This window comes from Streptomyces albicerus, from assembly GCF_008905045.1.
GTDB lineage: Bacteria > Actinomycetota > Actinomycetes > Streptomycetales > Streptomycetaceae > Streptomyces > Streptomyces albicerus.
In genome coordinates, this window is record NZ_VWMY01000006.1 from 126,608 (window position 1) to 144,611 (window position 18,004).

At 69.3% G+C, this 18,004-nt stretch carries 18 protein-coding genes; 9 read left to right on the top strand and 9 right to left on the bottom strand.

Translation table 11 applies throughout. From position 1 onward, the window contains the following. Positions 1 to 155: 155 nt before the first annotated feature. Complete coding sequence (locus GAS53_RS06945) at positions 156 to 740, top strand: nicotinamidase (protein WP_151476556.1); 585 nt, start codon at positions 156 to 158, stop codon at positions 738 to 740. A 106-nt stretch (positions 741 to 846) separates the two neighbouring features. Here GAS53_RS06945 and GAS53_RS06950 read toward each other — a convergent pair whose 3' ends face one another. Both GAS53_RS06950 and GAS53_RS06955 read right to left on the bottom strand, forming a co-directional pair. Next, complete coding sequence (locus tag GAS53_RS06950) at positions 847 to 1,170, bottom strand: hypothetical protein (RefSeq protein WP_151476557.1); 324 nt, start codon at positions 1,168 to 1,170, stop codon at positions 847 to 849. Between the two features lie 121 nt (positions 1,171 to 1,291). Then, on the bottom strand, positions 1,292 to 3,661 hold the full coding sequence (locus GAS53_RS06955; RefSeq protein WP_151476558.1) for an immune inhibitor A domain-containing protein: 2,370 nt from the start codon (positions 3,659 to 3,661) through the stop codon (positions 1,292 to 1,294). A 471-nt stretch (positions 3,662 to 4,132) separates the two neighbouring features. On the opposite strand from GAS53_RS06955, the gene GAS53_RS06960 reads away from it, so the two are divergent. Beyond that, entirely contained in the window at positions 4,133 to 4,489 is a 357-nt protein-coding gene (locus GAS53_RS06960; protein WP_151476559.1) for a hypothetical protein, read from the top strand. 140 nt (positions 4,490 to 4,629) lie between these two features. On the opposite strand, the gene GAS53_RS06965 is transcribed toward GAS53_RS06960, so the two are convergent. Beyond that, the gene (locus tag GAS53_RS06965; RefSeq protein ID WP_151476560.1) at positions 4,630 to 5,307 is read right to left on the bottom strand and encodes an RDD family protein; all 678 of its coding nucleotides are present in this window, start codon (positions 5,305 to 5,307) and stop codon (positions 4,630 to 4,632) included. A gap of 61 nt (positions 5,308 to 5,368) precedes the next feature. Continuing rightward, positions 5,369 to 6,913, bottom strand: coding sequence for an RDD family protein (locus GAS53_RS06970; protein WP_151476561.1), 1,545 nt, complete (start codon positions 6,911 to 6,913; stop codon positions 5,369 to 5,371). A gap of 254 nt (positions 6,914 to 7,167) precedes the next feature. Between GAS53_RS06970 and GAS53_RS06975 the strand changes: the two genes are divergently transcribed. Further along, positions 7,168 to 7,641 carry an SsgA family sporulation/cell division regulator gene (locus GAS53_RS06975; RefSeq protein ID WP_151476562.1) on the top strand — a complete coding sequence of 158 codons (474 nt, stop codon included), beginning with the start codon at positions 7,168 to 7,170 and terminating at the stop codon, positions 7,639 to 7,641. Positions 7,642 to 7,676: 35 nt separating this feature from the next. On the opposite strand, the gene GAS53_RS06980 is transcribed toward GAS53_RS06975, so the two are convergent. Next, a complete protein-coding gene (locus tag GAS53_RS06980) occupies positions 7,677 to 9,083 on the bottom strand; it encodes an FAD-binding oxidoreductase (RefSeq protein WP_151476563.1) in 1,407 nt (468 codons plus the stop codon). A 103-nt stretch (positions 9,084 to 9,186) separates the two neighbouring features. Here GAS53_RS06980 and GAS53_RS06985 point away from each other — a divergent pair, with 103 nt between their 5' ends. After that, positions 9,187 to 10,794: a tetratricopeptide repeat protein gene (locus GAS53_RS06985; RefSeq protein WP_151476564.1), complete on the top strand. Its 1,608-nt coding sequence runs from the start codon at positions 9,187 to 9,189 to the stop codon at positions 10,792 to 10,794. A 21-nt stretch (positions 10,795 to 10,815) separates the two neighbouring features. Here the strand turns inward: GAS53_RS06985 and nthA are convergent, their stop codons facing one another. The 4 genes from nthA to hppD form a co-directional block, all read right to left on the bottom strand. Next, positions 10,816 to 11,403, bottom strand: coding sequence for a nitrile hydratase subunit alpha (gene nthA, locus GAS53_RS06990; protein WP_151476565.1), 588 nt, complete (start codon positions 11,401 to 11,403; stop codon positions 10,816 to 10,818). Beyond that, positions 11,390 to 11,677 carry an SH3-like domain-containing protein gene (locus tag GAS53_RS58270; RefSeq protein WP_151476566.1) on the bottom strand — a complete coding sequence of 96 codons (288 nt, stop codon included), beginning with the start codon at positions 11,675 to 11,677 and terminating at the stop codon, positions 11,390 to 11,392. Before GAS53_RS58270 ends, nthA begins: the two co-directional genes overlap by 14 nt. Beyond that, complete coding sequence (locus GAS53_RS58275) at positions 11,670 to 11,951, bottom strand: SH3-like domain-containing protein (RefSeq protein ID WP_151476567.1); 282 nt, start codon at positions 11,949 to 11,951, stop codon at positions 11,670 to 11,672. Before GAS53_RS58275 ends, GAS53_RS58270 begins: the two co-directional genes overlap by 8 nt. A 402-nt stretch (positions 11,952 to 12,353) precedes the next feature. Beyond that, positions 12,354 to 13,499 carry a 4-hydroxyphenylpyruvate dioxygenase gene (gene hppD / locus GAS53_RS07005; RefSeq protein WP_151476568.1) on the bottom strand — a complete coding sequence of 382 codons (1,146 nt, stop codon included), beginning with the start codon at positions 13,497 to 13,499 and terminating at the stop codon, positions 12,354 to 12,356. Positions 13,500 to 13,621: 122 nt separating this feature from the next. Between hppD and GAS53_RS07010 the strand changes: the two genes are divergently transcribed. Genes GAS53_RS07010 through GAS53_RS07030 form a run of 5 tightly spaced genes read left to right on the top strand, consistent with a single transcriptional unit; the run spans position 13,622 to position 17,960 of the window. After that, positions 13,622 to 14,095 carry an Lrp/AsnC family transcriptional regulator gene (locus GAS53_RS07010; RefSeq protein WP_151476569.1) on the top strand — a complete coding sequence of 158 codons (474 nt, stop codon included), beginning with the start codon at positions 13,622 to 13,624 and terminating at the stop codon, positions 14,093 to 14,095. A 56-nt stretch (positions 14,096 to 14,151) separates the two neighbouring features. Next, positions 14,152 to 14,808, top strand: coding sequence for an ABC transporter permease (locus GAS53_RS07015; RefSeq protein WP_151476570.1), 657 nt, complete (start codon positions 14,152 to 14,154; stop codon positions 14,806 to 14,808). Positions 14,809 to 14,818: 10 nt separating this feature from the next. After that, complete coding sequence (locus tag GAS53_RS07020) at positions 14,819 to 16,081, top strand: betaine/proline/choline family ABC transporter ATP-binding protein (RefSeq protein WP_225858783.1); 1,263 nt, start codon at positions 14,819 to 14,821, stop codon at positions 16,079 to 16,081. Next, positions 16,078 to 16,992 (top strand): ABC transporter permease, encoded by a 915-nt coding sequence (locus tag GAS53_RS07025; protein ID WP_151476571.1) that lies wholly within the window; start codon positions 16,078 to 16,080, stop codon positions 16,990 to 16,992. The genes GAS53_RS07020 and GAS53_RS07025 overlap by 4 nt, the downstream gene beginning before the upstream one ends. Beyond that, positions 16,989 to 17,960 (top strand): glycine betaine ABC transporter substrate-binding protein, encoded by a 972-nt coding sequence (locus GAS53_RS07030; protein WP_151476572.1) that lies wholly within the window; start codon positions 16,989 to 16,991, stop codon positions 17,958 to 17,960. Before GAS53_RS07025 ends, GAS53_RS07030 begins: the two co-directional genes overlap by 4 nt. The last annotated feature ends 44 nt before the right edge of the window (positions 17,961 to 18,004 follow it).

The window sequence follows — 18,004 nt, forward strand, 5'->3', positions numbered from 1 at the left end:
GGAGAGGGAATGCAACCTCGAAGCCTCTCGGCTCGGTCCAACGGCCGCGCCCCCTCAAGGGGCGCGGGGAACTGCGCGACCAGCCCCCACGACCCGCACGTCACAACCGGCCTCCCCGCGGGGCGCCCCGCCTGCCAAGCCAAAGGACACCGACCATGCGCCGCGCATTGATCGTCGTAGATGTGCAGAACGACTTCTGCGAGGGAGGCAGCCTCGCGGTGACCGGAGGGGCGGACGTGGCGGCCGCGATCACGGAGCTGATCGGCCAGGCCCCGGCCGGCTACCGCCACGTCGTGGCGACCCGCGACCACCACATCGCCCCCGGCGGCCACTTCGCCGACAACCCCGACTACGTCCACTCCTGGCCCGCGCACTGCGTGGCGGGCACCGAGGGCGTGGGCTTCCACCCGAACTTCGCACCGGCGGTCGCCTCCGGCGCGATCGACGCCGTCTTCGACAAGGGTGCCTACGCGGCGGCGTACAGCGGCTTCGAGGGCGCCGACGAGAACGGCGTACCGCTGGGCGACTGGCTGCGCGCCCGCGAGGTCACCGAGGTCGACGTGGTGGGCATCGCCACCGACCACTGCGTCCGCGCCACCGCCCTGGACGCGGCCCGCCAGGGCTTCCGCACCCAGGTCCTGCTCGACCTCACGGCCGGCGTGGCCGAGGACACCACCGAGCAGGCCCTGGAGGAGCTGAGCGAGGCAGGCGTGGAACTCAGCGGCAAGCCGATCGTCTAGCAGCGCCCCCGTAAGGGGCTTGGGGCTGTAACACTATGCGGCTCCGCCGCGTGGGCGCGACAAGCCCCCACGACCCGCAGACGAAGCACAAGCTCCCAGCGGAGCGCTACCGCACAGCGGTCCGGATCAGCGCCCGGATCGGATGCCACAACTCCGCCGCGCAGGCATCGGCGCCGGGGGCCGTGCGCCATATGAGCCCGTCGGGATGGTGCAGCACCGCGGTGATCTCGTCCGGGGTCGGAGGCTCCGCGTTACCCCGCAGATACACCGCCCGCAGGCCCAGGTTGCGCAGCCGCGTCAGCGCGCGGGCGCGGTTGTGGGCGTGCACGAGCACGCGTACCGAGCCGCTGCCTGCGGTGGACGGGCTGGGCAGGTTCAACGCCACCACCACCGTGCCGTTCGGCAGCTTGCAGAAACCTCCTGCGGCCATGCAGTCACACCCCCGTGAGAACCTGTGTCAATAAGAGAGTCACAGGGGGCACCTAAACACGATCGGCCGCAACCCGCCAGGGGGTTGCGGCCGATCATGGTTTGACCTGCGAAAACGCTTCTTACTTCGTCGCGGCCGAGACCTTCACCGTGATCGACGAGCCGTCGCGGGGCTCCTTGACGATCGCGATCTTGGTGTTGGTGTCAGTTATCTGGACGCCCGCGTACGGGGTGGCCGGGTCGTAGTACGTGTTCGTGTGGTCGTTGAAGATCCGGTTGCCCGGGAGCGACGGGATCTTCGTGGCGACGTCCGCCTTGTGCAGCGTGAACCCGTCCGTCCGGTAGGAGCTGAACGGCGAGTCGTACGCCTGGATGCGGCTGCGCATCGCCGTGCCGTCGGCCCACTTCAGCGCCTTCGGGTGGGCGTCCACCGGCAGCAGCAGGCCCTTGCCGGGGTGCGCGCTGACGTTATTGTCCCGCTGGGAGGTGTCCCACTTCCAGACCAGCAGACCGTTCTGGTAGGGGAAGTGCTCCACCCAGGACGGACGCGTGTTCGCGAAGCCGAAGTTGTACGGGCCGGTCTTGAGGGTCTTGTCGTACGACACGTACTGGCGGTTCTCGGCGATGTAGTACTGCGCGTAGTCCTTGGTGAAGGACGCGCCGATACGGGAGAAGCCGGTGGCCTTCCAGGCGGCGTCCGCGGTCTCGGCGTTGTCCGAGAAGAGCGGGGAGCCGTCGGCGGTGACGGTGATCTGGTCCGCCGCGAAGCCCTTCTGCGCCACACCGCCGTCGGTGGAGTAGCGGAAGCGCAGGTCGATCTTCTTGCCCGCGTAAGCGTCGAGCGGGTACGACAGCTTCTTGTACGCGTCCACGGTGCCGGTCAGCGCGGGGCTGCCGCTGGCGTCGCGCGGGATCGCGGCGCCGTCGACCGTGCCGTCGACCGGCGTCCACTTGGCGCCGCCGTCGGTGGAGACCTCGGTGTAGAGGTAGTCGAAGTCCGTCTCGATGTCGTACCAGCCGTCGAGGGTCAGCGTGGCCGAGGACTTGCCGGTGAGGTCAACGGAACGAGTCAGCGTGTTCTTGAGGTTGTTCGCGCTGCCGCTCCACCACTGGGTGGCGCCCTGCGCCGGGGTGACGACCTCGGTGGCGACCGCCTTCTTCGGCAGTTCGACCACCAGCGCCTGCGCGTTCCTGGTGTTGTACTCCGCCACGCCCAGCTTGTGGGTGGAGCGCGTCGCGGCCTTGGCCGTGTCGTACTTCAGCCAGCCCAGCTGGAGCTTGTCCCAGGCGGTCATGTCACCGGGCAGGTCACCGATGGCGTCCTTGCCGGTGCCGAGCCAGGAGCCGGAGGACATCAGGGTCCAGAAACCGGTCGAGTTCTCGGCCGAGTTGGTGGTGTCGTAGTGGTCCGGCAGACCCAGGTCGTGGCCGTACTCGTGGGCGAAGACACCGAGTCCGCCGTTCTCCGGCTGGATGGTGTAGTCGCCGACCCAGATTCCGGAGTCGCCGATCTGCGCGCCGCCCATCTTGTTGCCCTCGGGGCCGGTGGCGCCGGCGTCCGTGCCGAACGCGTACCAGCGGTGGGCCCAGATGGCGTCCTCGCCCTGGGCGCCGCCGCCCGCGGACTCGTCCTCGCCGGCGTGCACGATCTGGAAGTGGTCGATGTAGCCGTCGGGCTCGTTGAAGTTGCCGTCGCCGTCGAAGTCGTTGCGGTCCCACTTGTCGTAGGCGGACAGCTCCGACTTGATCTCGGCGTCGGTCTTGCCGGCCGCCTTCTGGGCCTCGACCCAGGCGGTGACACCGTCGGCGACGGCGTTCCACGCGCAGGTGTCCGGCTCGCACTTGTTGGAGCCGTAACGGGCCTCGTTGTAGGGCACCTTGACCCAGTCGGAGACCGCGCCGTCGATGGAGTAGCGGCCCGAGGACTGCTTCTCGTAGTACTTCTTCATCGACTCGACACCCTTGCCGGTGCCGAAGTAGAGCTTCTCGAAGTGTTCCTTGTTGTAGTCCGCCTGCCAGGCCGTGCTGTTGTCCTCGGCACGGTCCGGCTCGGCTATCTGGTTGTGCAGCGGACCGGGGGTGCCGCCGTAGCGGGGGTCCGTCTTGTCGCCGAACTCCACGAGGACCGTGAAGATCTGGTCGGTCTTCTCGCGGCCGAGCTCCACGTACTTGCCGTCCTGGAGCTTCACGACCTGCGAGCCGCCACGCTTCGTGACTGCGGCGTCGCCGGATATGACCTGCTTGAGCGCCTCCTCGCGCTGGGCTTCCTGACGGTCGGTCAGCGGGCCCTTGAGGTCGTGCTCGCGCTCGGTGTGCTCCTCGGCACGTGCCGGGTCCTGCCGGTTCGCGGCCGGATCCTGAAGCTTGGCTGCCGCGGCCGGCTGGTCGCCGCTGTCGGCCTGCGCCACCGCGAAGGTCGAGAACGTGGCAGCGGCCGCCGTGAGCGCCACACCCACCGCGGCTGCTCTGAACGTCCATGGTCTGCTGGTCACTTGATGCAGTCCTCCCCCGCGCCCGGGCGCGCGGAATGGAGGGGTGTCCAGGTCATGGAGTCCGCGCGCGCTCTATGCGCGTCACAAGTGACGCCATTCGACCGGAGTTGAAGGAGAAAAGACAGACCTTGACTTGAACAGGTCAAATGGACTATGTACCTCCGGCCGCGCGCTGTACACCACCGTCCGGCCGCTCCGCGGCGATTGGTGTACCGCTCAACAGGCGCGTTCGAACGTCCACTTGGTGGACGCCATGACTCCGTGCGCCCCCTGTGCACCGGCACCGTGGGTTAGGTCACGCTTACCGCTCGTTCCACTCGGGCAGACAGGCGAATAGAGTCGGTTGGCGGCTCGCCGGATTTCCGACGGTTTGCCAACCCGACACCGTTGTCGAACCCCCGATTCTTATCCGCACCCTCCCCCATCGCGAGAGGCACGGGGGGAGACCCCCATCCCGAGGACGGAATAGCCATGCCTCGTCCGACCGCCGCACAGCTCGTCTACGGTTCCTGCACCGTGATCTTTTCCACGCTCGCCATGTTGCTGCTGTCACAGACGAGTTCGGGCCCGGGAGTCGTATTGATCGCGCTCTCCGCCCTCGTGCTCGGCCTCCTCGTGGCCATGACGGTTCCCGTACCGAAGCCCGCAGCGCGGGTTACGCCGACCCCTGCCTCTACTTCTGTTTCCTCTTCTGCTTCGACTCCTGCTTCGGCTTCTGCCGCGCCTGCCGCCGTCACGGATCAGCGCGTTCCGGAGCGGCGTATTCCGGTGCAGCGTGAGACCGTCGCCGCCGCGAGCGCGCCCGAGCCGGTACGCGAACGCGCCTGAGCCCGAACCCCACAAGCCCGGAAATGTGAAGCGGTACGCGAACCGGCGAGCCCGTCGACCACGGACCCGCCGGTGTCGTGAGACCGCCTTCTCTCTCTTGCAGCCCTCTCAGCCGCTGCTCCGGCCACCGACCGCGCCGCTCAACTCGTGCTGACCACCACCGTTTTGGCGGCCTTGTCGTGCAGGCCCTGTTTGTACGGTTTGTCGAAGAAGCTCCAACCGCCCGCGATCGCGGTCCAGATGCACGCGCAGCAGAACGCGAACGGCACCCACAGGACCAACGCGCGGACCAGTGAGGTCTGCACGGAGGGCGTGGAGCCGTTGTCGAGGTTCGCCACGCGCAGATGCAGCCACTTCTTGCCGAGGGTCTGCCCCGACTTGGCGGTCATGAAGGTGTCGTAGCCGATGTAGAGCAGCGCGGCGATCAGGGACTGGCCGAACGAGTTGCCGTAGTCGATCTTGTCCGTGTCGACGTCGTACTCGTTGACGTTGAAGCCCCACGTCAGCAGCCACACCACGATGATGACGAGGATCATGTCGATGATCCGGGCGAGCACGCGCTTGCCGCTGTCGGCGAGCGGCGGCATCCCGGCGAGCGGGTCGTTGCCGTGCGGGCCGCCGCCGTAGGGGTCACCGTAGGGAGAACCACCGCCGGGCGGGGGCTGGTTGCCGGACGAGGGGCCGAACGGCGGGCCCTGGCCCTCGCCGCCGCCCGAGGGAGGCGGGGGGCCGTACGGGGAGCCGTCGCCCTCGCCGGGTGGCGGCTGCTTCTTCTTGAACGGGTCGTCTTCCGGAGGGGGCGGCGGCTCGGTGGTCATACCCCGAGTCGACCGCGAACCCTCCGACTGCGCAATGGGGGGCGGCCGTCCGGGGTAGCCGTCAGCCGGCGACGAACGTGTGGGCCGCCTTGTCGTGCCAGCACTGGCGCCACGGGCGGTCGAACAGGCCCCACACGACACCCACGACACCGATGGCGAGAATGCCCGGGACGCTGTAGACGAGCCAGCGGCGCAGGGCCAGCCCGAACGACGGGGGTTCGCCGCCCTCGATGTCCCGCACCTGCAGGCCGCACAGTTTCTTGCCGAGGGTGCGGCCCCACTTGGCGGTGGGCAGCGCCTCGTAGAGGACGCCGAAGAGGAGCAGGACGGCGAGGATGATGCCGAGATAGACCGCGGTCGTGCCGTCCAGCAGCCAGACCGTGACGGTCTCGCCGGAGAGCTTGGCGGCGTCGATCTTCTCGTTGACGTGGTCGAGGGCCTTGGTGCCCAGCGGTACGGCGGCGGCGCCCGTGACGCCTGCCAGTACGACGGTGTCCACGAGGCGGGCTGCCAGCCGCTTCCCGAGCCCCGCCGGACGCGAGTTCGCCTGCGAGCGGGCCGCAGCCTGGAACGGGTCCTCCCGCACCGGCTTCCACGGCACGACGGGCGGCTCGTTCTCGGCCCCGGCCAGCCGGTGCACCTGCTGGGCCCAGGAGGGCTGTCCGCCGCCGGCGCCCGCGGTCATGGGGGCGCCGGTGCCGGACTGCGGGGGGACGGTGGGGGTGGAGCCGGCCGCGGAGGCCTGGGCTGCCGGAGGCTGGGTCGCGGACGGGGTGGAGGGCTGGGCGGAGGGCTGGGACCCGCGCTGCTGTCCCGCTCGCGGCGATACGGCCCTGAAGGTCATCGTGCCCTCGGAGGCGAGGGGCTCACGAGAGCCGGGGATGCCGGGCCGGTCGGGGCCCGTGGAGTTGCCGGCGCCGGCCGGGGCCGTACCTCCGGCCGCGGCGTCCGTGCGCCCGGCGCCGGATGTGCCCGCGACATGCGCGCGCCCCGCGCCCATGGCTCCGGCCGCCTTGCCCGCTCCCCCGGCCGACCCGTCCGAGCCCGCGGATCCGGTGGGGCGTACCGGTCCGGTGGGCCTGCGGAACACCACCGTGCCGCCCGAGGCGGGCGGCTTGACGGCCCCCGAATCCCCGTCCGCCTCGGACGCGCGGAACGTGGCCGTGCCGTCCGTGCGGTCCGACTTGCCGTCCGGCTGGGACGGCTGGGCGGGCCGATCCGGCTCGGACGGTACGCGCGGGTCCGGCGAGCCCCAGGCGACCCGGCGGTCCGGGTCGCCGCCGAAGCCGGTCTGCCGGGAGCGGTCGGCGCCCCACGCGGACGCGGGCTCGGGACGGCTGCCGTGCTGGGCGTCGGCGGGCGATGGACCGGCCGTCGGCGGGTCCTCGTCGAAGAAGTGCGGGCCCGTCTCCTCCGTGGAGACGGGGCCCGGCCGTGCGTCACCCGCGGGCGACGGGAGCGGCAGGCCGTCGGACGGCGCCGGTCGGCTGGTGCCCGGCACCCACGAGGCACCGTTCCAGTACCGGACATATCCAGGAATGGACGGGTCCGGGTAATACCCTTCGCGGGGCCTGTCGTCGCCGGGGGCCGGGGTTGGGGCGCTCATGTCCGTCGTCCCGTATCTGCTCGGGGGTCGTGTTGAGCAACCACATCTATCAGACGGGGGCAAGCGCCACTGCCGCTCCTGCCGTACCTCCCCCCTTCGAGCAAGGTTCTGCCACGCTTTGCCACCGCACGCGGCCGTATGGCGGAGCCGTAGGAAAAAAGTTCTGCGCACCCGCGTAATGCTTCGAACCCCGCGCCCTCTCCACTCGTACGGGCCCACCCACAGGGCCCCGGACGCGAGAGGAAACGTACGACATGTACACCGTGGTGGAACGCGAGCTCGAGCTCAAACTGGTCCTGTCCCCCGAGCGCAGCATCCCGGTCCCGGCCCGGCTGAGCTTTCGGACCGACGATCCGTACGCCGTCCACATCACCTTCCACATCGGCTCCGACCACCCCGTGAACTGGACGTTCGCGCGGGAGCTGCTCGTCGAGGGGGTGTTCAGGCCGTGCGGGCACGGGGACGTGCGGGTGTGGCCGACGAAGGTCGGCGGACGGAGCGTCGTCCTGATGGCGCTGAGTTCACCCGACGGGGACGCCCTGCTCGAGGCGCCCGCCGCGCAGGTGTCGGCCTGGCTGGAACGAACCCTGCGGGCGGTCCCTCCGGGCTCTGAGGCCGAGCAGCTCGGCATCGACCGCGGCCTCGCCGAGCTGCTCGCGCCCACCCCGGCCGACGATCTCTGGCTGCGCGACCCGTGGCCGTCGGACGAGTCGAAGGACGGTGAGTGAGACGTATGGGACGCATGGGACGAATGGGTGGTGCTTCAGAACAACTTGCCCGGGTTGAGGATGCCCAGTGGGTCGAACGCCGCCTTGATCGCCCGCTGCATCTCCACACCCACCGGGCCGATCTCCCGCGCCAGCCACTCCTTCTTGAGGACGCCCACGCCGTGCTCGCCGGTGATCGTGCCGCCGAGTTCCAGGCCGAGGCCCATGATCTCGTCGAAGGACTCGCGGGCGCGCCGGGACTCGTCGGGGTCCTGGGCGTCGAAGCAGACCGTCGGGTGGGTGTTGCCGTCGCCGGCGTGGGCGACGACCCCGATGGTCAGCTGGTACTTCTCGGAGATCCGCTCGACCCCTTCGATCATCTCGCCGAGCTTCGACCGCGGTACGCACACGTCGTCGATCATTGTCGTGCCCTTGACCGCTTCCAGCGCGGTGAGGGACAGCCGGCGGCCCTGGAGGAGCAGTTCCGACTCGGCCGCGTCGTCCGCCGGTACGACCTGTGTGGCGCCCGCCGCCTCGCACAGCGCGCCGACCGCGGCCAGGTCGACCGCGGGGTCGAGCGTGTCGAAGGCGGCGAGGAGCAGGCCCTCGGTGGTCTCCGGAAGGCCCATGTTCGCCATGTCGTTGACGGCCTTCACCGTCGTACGGTCCATCAGTTCGAGGAGGGACGGCACGTGCCCGCCCTCCATGATCCGGCAGACCGCGTCGCAGGCGGCCGACGCCGACGCGAACTCGGCGGCCAGCACCAGCTGCTGGGGCGGCTGCGGCCTCAGGGCCAGCGTCGCCCGTACGACGATGCCGAGTGAGCCCTCCGAGCCGACGAAGAGGCGGGTCAGGTCGTATCCGGCGACGCCCTTCGCCGTACGGCGGCCCGTGGACATGAAGCGGCCGTCGGCGAGGACGACGTCCAGGCCGAGGACGTACTCGGCCGTCACCCCGTACTTCACACAGCACAGGCCGCCGGAGGCCGTGCCGATGTTCCCGCCGATGGTGCACATCTCCCAGCTGGAGGGGTCCGGCGGGTAGTAGAGGCCGTGTTCGCCCACGGCGCGGGAGAGCGTGGCGTTGATGACGCCCGGCTCGACGACCGCGATCCGGTCGACCGGGCTGATCTCCAGGATGCGGTCCATCTTGACGAGGGACAGCGCGATGCAGCCCTCGGAGGTGTTGGCGGCGCCCGACAGGCCCGTACGGGCGCCCTGCGGGACCACCGGGACGCGCAGCTCGGTGGCGATGCGCATGATGTGCTGGACCTGCTCGACGGTGCGTGGCAGGACGACGACGGCGGGGGCGTTGGCCTCGCAGAAGCTGGCCATGTCGTTGGCGTACGAGGCCGTGACGTCCGGGTCGGTGAGGACCGCCTCGGCCGGCAGGCCCGCGAGGAGACGGTCGACGAGGTTGCCCGTCGCTTCGTCGCGTGGGGCTTCGATACGGCTCATGATCACAGCGTCGCACCCGGGGCCATCGGTGTGAACCCCGCCCGCGAGAGGCTTTCCGTGCCGGGGTGGTGGCCGGATGTGCTCTTCGTATTGACGCACAGTGAGCGGCATGGAGAGCGCCGTGGAGAACGAGCAGGCTTCTGATTCGGTGACTGGTCCGGCGAGGCGTGAAGTCGGCCTGCGGTGGGCGCTCGTCGGCTCCCTCGTGGGGTGCGTCGTCCTCGGTGGTGTGCTGATGGCGATGCCCTCGGGGCAGGGCGGACCGCCGCCCGCGCCCGGGCCGGTGGCGCGGGCCATGGGCGCGGTCGGGGCCGGGACGCCCGCCTCGCTGCCCGATCTGGCGGCGCTCATCGGTGACCGTGAGGCGCATCTGCGGGCCCATCCGGGTGATGTGCAGTCCTGGGCGGTGCTCGGGGCCGCGTATGTGGAGCGGGGCGAGCGGACCGCCTCGACGCGGTACTACCCGAAGGCCGAGAAGGCGTTGCGTACGTCGTTGAAGGCGAAGCCGAAGGGGAACGTGGAGGCGCTCGGCGGTCTTGCCGCGCTCGCCAACGCCCAGCACGACTTCCGGGCGGCGCGGAAGTGGGGCGAGGCGGCGGTTGCGGCCTCGCCCAAGCGGTGGACGGCCTATCCGACGCTGATCGACGCGTATCGGGGGCTCGGGGACTACAAGGCCGCGCGCAAGGCGCTGGCCCGGCTTGTCGAACTGCGGTCGGGGGCGCGGGGGGCGGGAGCCCGGGGGTCGGGTGCGCAGGTGTCGGGTGCCCGGGGGTCGGGTGCGCAGGTGTCGGGTGCGCAGGTGTCGGGTGCCCAGGTGTTGATGCGGGCCGGGCTGGTGTACCGGGATCGGGGGTGGCGCGAGGATGCCGGGGCCGCGCTCTCCGACGCGGCGGCGCTCGCCGCCACGCCCGCGGAACGGGCGGCATGTCTCGTACGGGTCGGGGAGCTGGCCTGGGAGCGGGGGGAGCCTGCCGAGTCGTTGCGGGCTTTCGACGCCGCGTTGCGGGCCGATCCCGACGGGCACGCCGCGCTGGCGGGGCAGGGGCGGGCGCTGGCCGCGCTGGGGCGGATCTCGGAGGCGTTGCGTGCGTACCAGTCCGCGTTGACCAAGCGGCCGTTGCCTCAATACGCCCTGGAGTTGGGCAAGTTGTACGAGTCGCTGGGGTTGGGTGGGGCGGCTCGGGCCCAGTACGACGTGTTGCGGACCCGGGTGCGGGAGAGGGCCGCCGGGGGTGTGAACGACGAGCTCGTTCTTGGGCTCTTCGAGGCGGACCACGGTGATGCCGAGGCCGCGGTGGGGCGGCTGCGGGACGAGTGGAGGCGGCATCCCTCCGTCCAGGTCGCCGATGCCCTCGGGTGGGCGCTGCATCGCTCCGGTGCCGACGAGGAGGCGTTGCGCTTCGCGACGAAGGCGATGGACGAGGAGCGCGGGGGTGGGGTGCGCAGTGCGTTGTTCGCTTATCACCGGGGGGTGATCGAGCGGGAGTTGGGGCGGTACGGGGCGGCTCGGCGGCATCTTGAAGAGGCGCTGCGGATCAATCCGGAGTTCTCGCCGCTGTTGGTGCCTTTGGCGGAGGAGGCGTTGGAGGCGTTGGGGGAGCCGGAGGAAGGGGGGCCGGAGGGGGTGGAGGGGAGTGAGGTTGAGGAAGGGAGTGAGGTTGAGGAAGGGGCTGAGGTTGAGGAGGGGGCTGAGGATGGGGCTGAGGCTGAGGAGTAAGGCCGGGGTTTCTCTTCCGGGTTACAGCTCGGCCGTCCCGATCAGCGCGTTTCGCGTGACCAGGCCGGTCAGCTCGGCTTCGGACATGGAGTCCGTATCGGCGGGCCTGCGGGGCAGCACCATGTAGCGGGTCTCCGCGCTCGAGTCCCAGACCGTGATCTCTGTGTCGTCGGGGAGGTTGAGCCCGAACTCGGCCAGCACGGCGCGGGGTTCGCGGACCACTCGGGAGCGGTATGCCTCGGACTTGTACCAGGACGGGGACGGGCCGAGGAGGCGTAGCGGGTAGCAGGAGCACAGGGTGCAGACGATGACGTTGTGGGTCTCGTCCGTGTTTTCCACTACTCGCAGGCGTTGGAAGCCGCCTTCCATGAAGCCGAGTTCGCGGACCGCCGCCGTGCCGTCGGCGAGGAGGCGGGACTTGTACGCCGGGTCCGTCCAGGCGCGGGCCACCACCCTCGCGCCGTTCGCCGGGGAGGCGCCCGACAGGGACGCGTCGATGATCTCGTCCAGCTGGGCGCCGGAGAGTACGCCCTTCTCCTCCAGGAGGGTCTCCAGCCGCCGTACCCGGCGGGCGATCAGCGTGTCGGGGTGGTGATCAGCGCTCGTCATCCGCGTCCGCCTCCAAGTAGCTTTCCCACAGGTCCAGTACGACGTGGTGGTCGCCCTCGCCCCACAGGTCGCGCGCGGCGAAACGTACCGCGTAGATCTGCTCGACCGGCGCGTCGCCGCGTCCCTGCGCGCTGATGTCGGCGAGTTCCGCGTGGCCTTCGGGTTCCACTACTACGCCGCTCTTGCCGCGTGCGTACCGTGGCAGTCGGGTGTGGTGCGGTGGGTCGTGGCGGAACGTCCGTACTCGTGTGCCCGGTGCGAAGCGGTCAGTCATCGAGCTCACCCGGCTCGATCACGCCCTTGCGCTCCAGCAGCGTGCAGATCGCCTTGAACCATCGCTCGTAGTACGAGGTCGCCAGGTACTCGGCGGGGGGCATGGACTCGATGGCGTCCCTGAACTCGTTGGTGTTGAACACGTCTTGGGCACGGAGGGCGTTGAAGAGGCCTACTACGCGGGCCTCCCAGTCTGCGTGGAACGGCTCGGTGTCTTCGGTGGTGTCGATGGGGCCGAAGCCCTGCATGCCGCCGATGTCGTTCATCCTGGCCATGGGTCGACAGTAGTGCCGGGGTGGGGGTGGGCGCGTGGGCGCGCGGCGTCGGTGTGTGGGTCGGGGCCGTGCCGGTACGTCGAGTCCGCCACCACTGGGTATCCGGCTGTGGTTTTGGAGGGTGGCGTTTCCTGGAGGAGCCCTACGTGGCGGACTGCGACGTACCGGCACGGCCCCTCCCGTGCGATGGCGACTGCGGGTGCGTTGTGCGTGGGGTGGGGGTACGCACGGCGGGTTGGGCTGCGGCCCCACGGGGCGTGGGTTCCGTAGGGCCGTGAGGTCCGGTGAAGTCGCTGCGGTTCGGCGGCACCCTGAAGGGGCGCGGGGAACTGCGCGACCAGCCACGATGGCGCCGCAGACGATCGACGGCACATCGCGGCACTTCCAGCGGAGCGCTAAGGCTCAGAGGTTGCCGCGCTTCTCCTGCTCTCGTTCGATTGCCTCGAAGAGGGCCTTGAAGTTGCCCTTGCCGAAGCCCATGGAGCCGTGGCGTTCGATGATTTCGAAGAAGACCGTCGGGCGGTCCTGGACCGGCTTGGTGAAGATCTGGAGCAGGTAGCCGTCCTCGTCGCGGTCGGCCAGGATCTTCAGTTCGCGGAGGGTGTCGAGGGGGACGCGGGTTTCGCCCACCCACTCGCCGAGGGTGTCGTAGTAGGAGTCCGGGGTGTCCAGGAACCGGACGCCTGCCGCGCGCATCGTGCGGACCGTCTGGACGATGTCGTTGGTGTTGAGGGCGATGTGCTGGACGCCTGCGCCGCCGTAGAACTCCAGGTACTCGTCGATCTGGGACTTCTTCTTGGCGATGGCGGGCTCGTTGATCGGGAACTTGACCTTGAGCGTGCCGTCGGCGACGACCTTCGACATCAGGGCGCTGTACTCGGTGGCGATGTCGTCGCCCACGAACTCCTTCATGTTCGTGAAGCCCATGACCTTGTTGTAGAACGACACCCATTCGTTCATGTGGCCCAGTTCGACGTTGCCCACGCAGTGGTCGATGGCCTGGAAGGTGCGGTGGGCGGGTGGTTCGACGATCGGGTCGGCTGCCGTGAAGCCCGGGAGGTACGGGCCGTCGTAGCCGGTGCGCTCGACCAGGGTGTGGCGGGTCTTGCCGTATGTGGCGATCGCGGCCAGGACTACCGTGCCGTGCTCGTCCTTCAGCTCGTACGGCTCGGTGACCGAGCTGGCGCCGTGCTCGACTGCGTACGCGTACGCGGCTCGGGCGTCCGGGACCTCGATGGCGAGGTCTACGACGCCGTCGCCGTGCTCCGCCACGTGCTCTGCCAGGAAGTGGCCCCAGGGGGTGGTGGCCTTGATGACGGAGGTGAGGACGAAGCGGGCTGATCCGTTCTCGAGGACGTAGCTCGCGGTCTCGCGGCTGCCGTTCTCCGGTCCGGAGTAGGCGACGAGCTTCATGCCGAAGGCGGTGGAGTAGTAGTGCGCCGCCTGCTTGGCATTGCCCACGGCGAAGACGACCGCGTCCATTCCCTTGACCGGGAAGGGGTCTGCCTGCCGCGCGGTGTCGGGGGTGTGGTGGGTTGTCTGTGTCATGGCCGCAGGCTCTCTCCGTTCCGCAAGGTGCGCAATAGTTTGCGGATTGGCTGAGCAATTTGCCTAGTGAGATGCTAGTGCAGGCGGGCGTTGTGTACAGGATGACCATTCCGGAGGGCACCATGGCGATCGATCATCTGGACGGGCAGCTGCTGGTGCTGCTCGCTGAGGAGCCGCGGATCGGGGTGCTGGAGATGTCGCGGCGGCTGGGGGTCGCGCGCGGGACCGTGCAGGCGCGGCTCGACCGGCTTCAGTCGAATGGAGTCATCCGGGGGTTCGGGCCGCAGGTGGATCCCGCGGCCCTCGGGTATCCCGTCACCGCCTTCGCGACGCTTCAGATCCGGCAGGGGCAAGGCGCGGACGTACGGGCGCACTTGGCGACCGTTCCCGAGGTGCTGGAGCTGCACACGACCACGGGTAGCGGGGACATGCTGTGCCGGCTCGTGGCGCGGTCCAACGCCGATCTTCAGCGTGTGATCGACCGGGTTGTCGGTTTTGATGGCATCGTCCGGGCCGCGACCGCGATCGTCATGGAGAACCCCGTGCCGCTGCGGATCATCCCGCTGGTGGAGCAGGCCGCGGAGGACCGTGACTGACAGGAGTCCGACGGGAGTGGTGGCGTGTGGGGTGACCGTGTGCGGGGTGAGCGCGGGTGAACTTCTGGGAGTACCTCGGCAGTCGCCATCAGCAGCTCCTCATCGACGCCTACCAGCACGCCAGTGCCGTCTTTCAGTGCATGGTCGTCGCGACGGTCGTGGGTGTGGTGATCGGTGTCGTCACCTATCGGAGTGAGTGGGCCGGCAATCTCGCCACGACCACGACGTCCACGATTCTGACCATTCCCTCGCTCGCCATGATCGGTCTGCTGATTCCGATCGTGGGGCTGGGGGTGCCGCCGACTGTCATCGCACTGACCCTCTACGGGCTGCTGCCGATCGTTCGTAACGCCATCGTCGGGCTGCGCGGGGTCGATCCGTCGCTGGTCGACGCCGCGAAGGGCATCGGGATGTCCCGGCTCGCCCGGCTCGCGCGGGTCGAGCTGCCGCTCGCCTGGCCGCCGATCCTGACCGGGATCCGGGTCTCCACGCAGATGCTGATGGGGATCGCCGCCATCGCCGCCTATGCCTCCGGCCCCGGTCTCGGCAATGAGATCTTCCGCGGTATCGCCTCCCTGGGCAGCAAGAACGCGCTCAACCAAGTGCTCGCGGGCACGCTCGGGATCATCGTCCTGGCGCTGCTGTTCGACGCCGCGTACGTCCTTGTGGGGCGGCTGACCATCCCTAGGGGGATCCGTGCCCGAGACGACTGAGGTGGCTGGGGTGAGTGGAGTGGCTGGGGTGGGTGCGAAGGGTGCCGTTTTCGGCGCCGCCATCGAGCTCGAGAACCTGACCAAGCACTATCCGGGGAGCTCCGCCCCCGCTGTGGACAGCGTGAACATGCAGATCGACGCCGGTGAGCTCGTCGTCTTCGTGGGGCCCTCGGGGTGTGGGAAGTCCACCACCCTGAAGATGATCAACCGGTTGATCGAGCCCACGGGCGGGCGGATCAGGATCGGTGGCGAGGACGTCACCGACATGGATCCCGTGAAGCTGCGGCGGAAGATCGGGTACGCGATTCAGGCCTCGGGGCTCTTCCCGCACATGACGGTCGCTCAGAACATCGCCCTCGTACCGAAGATGGTGGGGTGGGAGAAGGGGCGGATCAGGGCTCGGGTCGAGGAGATGCTCGATCTGGTCGGGCTGGATGCGGGTGAGTTCCACGGGCGGTATCCGCGGCAGTTGTCCGGTGGGCAGCAGCAACGCGTGGGGGTGGCACGGGCGTTGGCCGCCGATCCGCCCGTGCTGTTGATGGATGAGCCCTTCGGGGCCGTGGACCCCATTACCCGTGATCACCTTCAGGACGAGTTGATCCGGCTCCAGCACGAGTTGCACAAGACCATCGTCTTTGTCACTCATGACTTCGACGAGGCCATCAAGCTGGGTGACCGGATCGCCGTGTTGCGGGAGCGGTCGCACATCGCCCAGTTCGACACCCCGGAGGCGATCCTCACCAATCCCGCCGACGATTTCGTGTCCGGGTTCGTGGGCGCGGGGGCCGCGTTGAAGCGGCTCAATCTGTCGCGCGTACGGGATGTGGAGATCACCGGATATCCGACGGTGATCGTCGACGATCCGCTCCAGGAGATCTTCAACAAGCTCAAGTCGAGCGGTACGAACGAGATCCTGCTGCTCGACAGGCGCGGGCGGCCCTACAAGTGGCTGCGGCGCGGGGATCTGATGCGGGCCAGGGGCTCGCTGGCCCGGGCGGGCACCCTGGTGCACGACACGGTGACCCGGGACGCGACGTTGCGGGACGCGCTGGAGGCCGTGCTCACGGACAACGCGGGGCGGGTCGTGGTGACCGGGCGGCGCGGGGAGTACACGGGCGTCGTGGACATGGAGACGCTGATGAACTCCGTGCACGAGCTGCTGGAGGCCGACCGGCTCGACGCCCTGGAGCACCAGCACGAACTGGAGGAGACGCGAGCCGAGCAGACCCGTCACGAGCAGGAGGGCGTGGACGGCGGGGAGGCGAAGGCATGAGGGCTTCCGAGGCAGATCCCGGGTCTGAGGTGGACAGCGGGTCTGAGGCGGGCAGCGGGTCCGGGGTGGAGGGCGGATCTGGACTGGGCAGCGGCTCTGGGCCGGACGACGGTTTTGAGGGCGGCTCCGGGGGTGCCGAGGCCGGTAGTCCCGCGCCCTCCGAGTCCAGTGCCCTCAGGGTCGGTTGGCAGAAGCTCACCCTTCTGCCCGCCGTGCTCGTGGCCGTGCTGCTCGCCACCTGGCTCTGGTTCCGGCAGGCGGATCTGGACCCGCTCTCCGAGAACGCGCTGTCGGGCGGCCAGGTGTGGAAGGCGCTGCGGCAGCACATCGAACTGACCGTGATCTCCACGTTCTTCGTGCTGATCATCGCGATTCCGCTGGGCATTCTGCTGACGCGCAAGGCATTCAGGAAAGCGACCCCGGTCGCCATGGCCGTCGCCAACATGGGGCAGGCCACCCCGGCCATCGGCCTGCTGGCCCTGCTGGTGATCTGGCTGGGCATCGGCCGTAAGGCGGCGCTGATCGGTATCATCGCGTACGCCGTCCTGCCGGTCCTCTCCAACACGATCGCCGGGCTGAAGGCGAACGACCCGACGCTCCTGGAGGCCGCCCGGGGCATCGGCATGTCGCCCGCGGGCGTGCTGACCCGCGTCGAACTCCCCCTCGCCGTACCGCTGATCCTCGCCGGCGTCCGTACGGCACTCGTCCTGAACGTGGGCACGGCGACGCTCGCCACCTTCGGCGGGGGCGGTGGTCTCGGCGTACTGATCACGACCGGGATCACCAACCAGCGGATGCCGGTCCTGATGCTCGGCTCGATCCTGACCGTCGTGCTGGCGCTGCTGGTGGACTGGCTGGCTTCGCTGGCCGAACTGCTGCTCAGTCCGCGCGGGTTGGAGGCGGGGGCATGAGGCGACGGCGTACGGGTCTGGTGGCCGCCGGGGCAGTGTTGCTGGCGTCGGCCGGGTGCGGGCTGACCAGTGGGTCGCCCATGGTCGACGACGTGCGGCCCGGCTCGATCGGAGAGGGGGCGCCCCTCAAGGGCGCCGATCTCACCGTGACGTCCAAGGAGTTCACCGAGCAGCTGATCCTCGGCGCGATCATGGGCATCGCCTTCCAGGCGGCCGGCGCGGACGTGCTGGACCGCACCGGCATCCAGGGCTCCATCGGCGCCCGCGAGGCGGTGAAGGGCGCGGACGCGGACGCCATGTACGAGTACACGGGCACCGCCTGGATCACGTACCTGGGCAACTCCGAGCCCATCCCCGATCCGCGGAAGCAGTGGGAGGCCGTGCGCGACGCCGATCTGAAGAACGGGCTGACCTGGCTGCCGCCCTCGTCGCTCAACAACACGTATGCGCTGGCGATGAACCAGGCCAACTTCAAGAAGTACGGCACGAAGACCCTCTCCGACGTGGCCGCACTCTCGAAGTCCCAGCCGAAGGCCGTCACGGTGTGCGTGGAGAGCGAGTTCGCCAACCGGGCCGACGGGCTGCCGGGCATGGAGAAGGCGTACGGGATGAAGCTGCCCGCCGGGAACGTCACGCAGATGGACACCGGGATCATCTACACGCAGGCGGCGAAGGGGAGTTGTACGTACGGGGAGGTCTTCACCACCGACGGGCGCATCAAGTCGATGAACCTGGCCGTGATGGAGGACGACAAGAAGTTCTTCCCCAACTACAACGTGGCCCCTGAGATCAACTCCAAGTCCCTGAAGAAGCATCCGGCGATCGCGGCCGTGCTTGATCCGATCACAAAGCGACTGAACAACGATGTGGCCCAGGAGCTGAACGCGAAGGTGGATGTCGACGGGGAGGACCCGCATGCGGTGGCACTGGACTGGATGAAGGAGGAGGGGTTCGTGAGGGAGGGATGAGCCCTTGTTTGTGAGCCCTTCGCGCGGGTTCCGGACGGCCTCAG

Bases quoted from the DNA above. Each gene is read 5' to 3' on its own strand.
- GAS53_RS06945 (WP_151476556.1), top strand. From the start codon at position 156: ATGCGCCGCGCATTGATCGTCGTAGATGTGCAGAACGACTTCTGCGAG.
- GAS53_RS06950 (WP_151476557.1), bottom strand. From the start codon at position 1,170: ATGGCCGCAGGAGGTTTCTGCAAGCTGCCGAACGGCACGGTGGTGGTG.
- GAS53_RS06960 (WP_151476559.1), top strand. From the start codon at position 4,133: ATGCCTCGTCCGACCGCCGCACAGCTCGTCTACGGTTCCTGCACCGTG.
- GAS53_RS06965 (WP_151476560.1), bottom strand. From the start codon at position 5,307: ATGACCACCGAGCCGCCGCCCCCTCCGGAAGACGACCCGTTCAAGAAG.
- GAS53_RS06970 (WP_151476561.1), bottom strand. From the start codon at position 6,913: ATGAGCGCCCCAACCCCGGCCCCCGGCGACGACAGGCCCCGCGAAGGG.
- GAS53_RS06975 (WP_151476562.1), top strand. From the start codon at position 7,168: ATGTACACCGTGGTGGAACGCGAGCTCGAGCTCAAACTGGTCCTGTCC.
- GAS53_RS06985 (WP_151476564.1), top strand. From the start codon at position 9,187: ATGGAGAGCGCCGTGGAGAACGAGCAGGCTTCTGATTCGGTGACTGGT.
- nthA (WP_151476565.1), bottom strand. From the start codon at position 11,403: ATGACGAGCGCTGATCACCACCCCGACACGCTGATCGCCCGCCGGGTA.
- GAS53_RS58270 (WP_151476566.1), bottom strand. From the start codon at position 11,677: ATGACTGACCGCTTCGCACCGGGCACACGAGTACGGACGTTCCGCCAC.
- GAS53_RS58275 (WP_151476567.1), bottom strand. From the start codon at position 11,951: ATGGCCAGGATGAACGACATCGGCGGCATGCAGGGCTTCGGCCCCATC.
- hppD (WP_151476568.1), bottom strand. From the start codon at position 13,499: ATGACACAGACAACCCACCACACCCCCGACACCGCGCGGCAGGCAGAC.
- GAS53_RS07010 (WP_151476569.1), top strand. From the start codon at position 13,622: ATGGCGATCGATCATCTGGACGGGCAGCTGCTGGTGCTGCTCGCTGAG.
- GAS53_RS07025 (WP_151476571.1), top strand. From the start codon at position 16,078: ATGAGGGCTTCCGAGGCAGATCCCGGGTCTGAGGTGGACAGCGGGTCT.
- GAS53_RS07030 (WP_151476572.1), top strand. From the start codon at position 16,989: ATGAGGCGACGGCGTACGGGTCTGGTGGCCGCCGGGGCAGTGTTGCTG.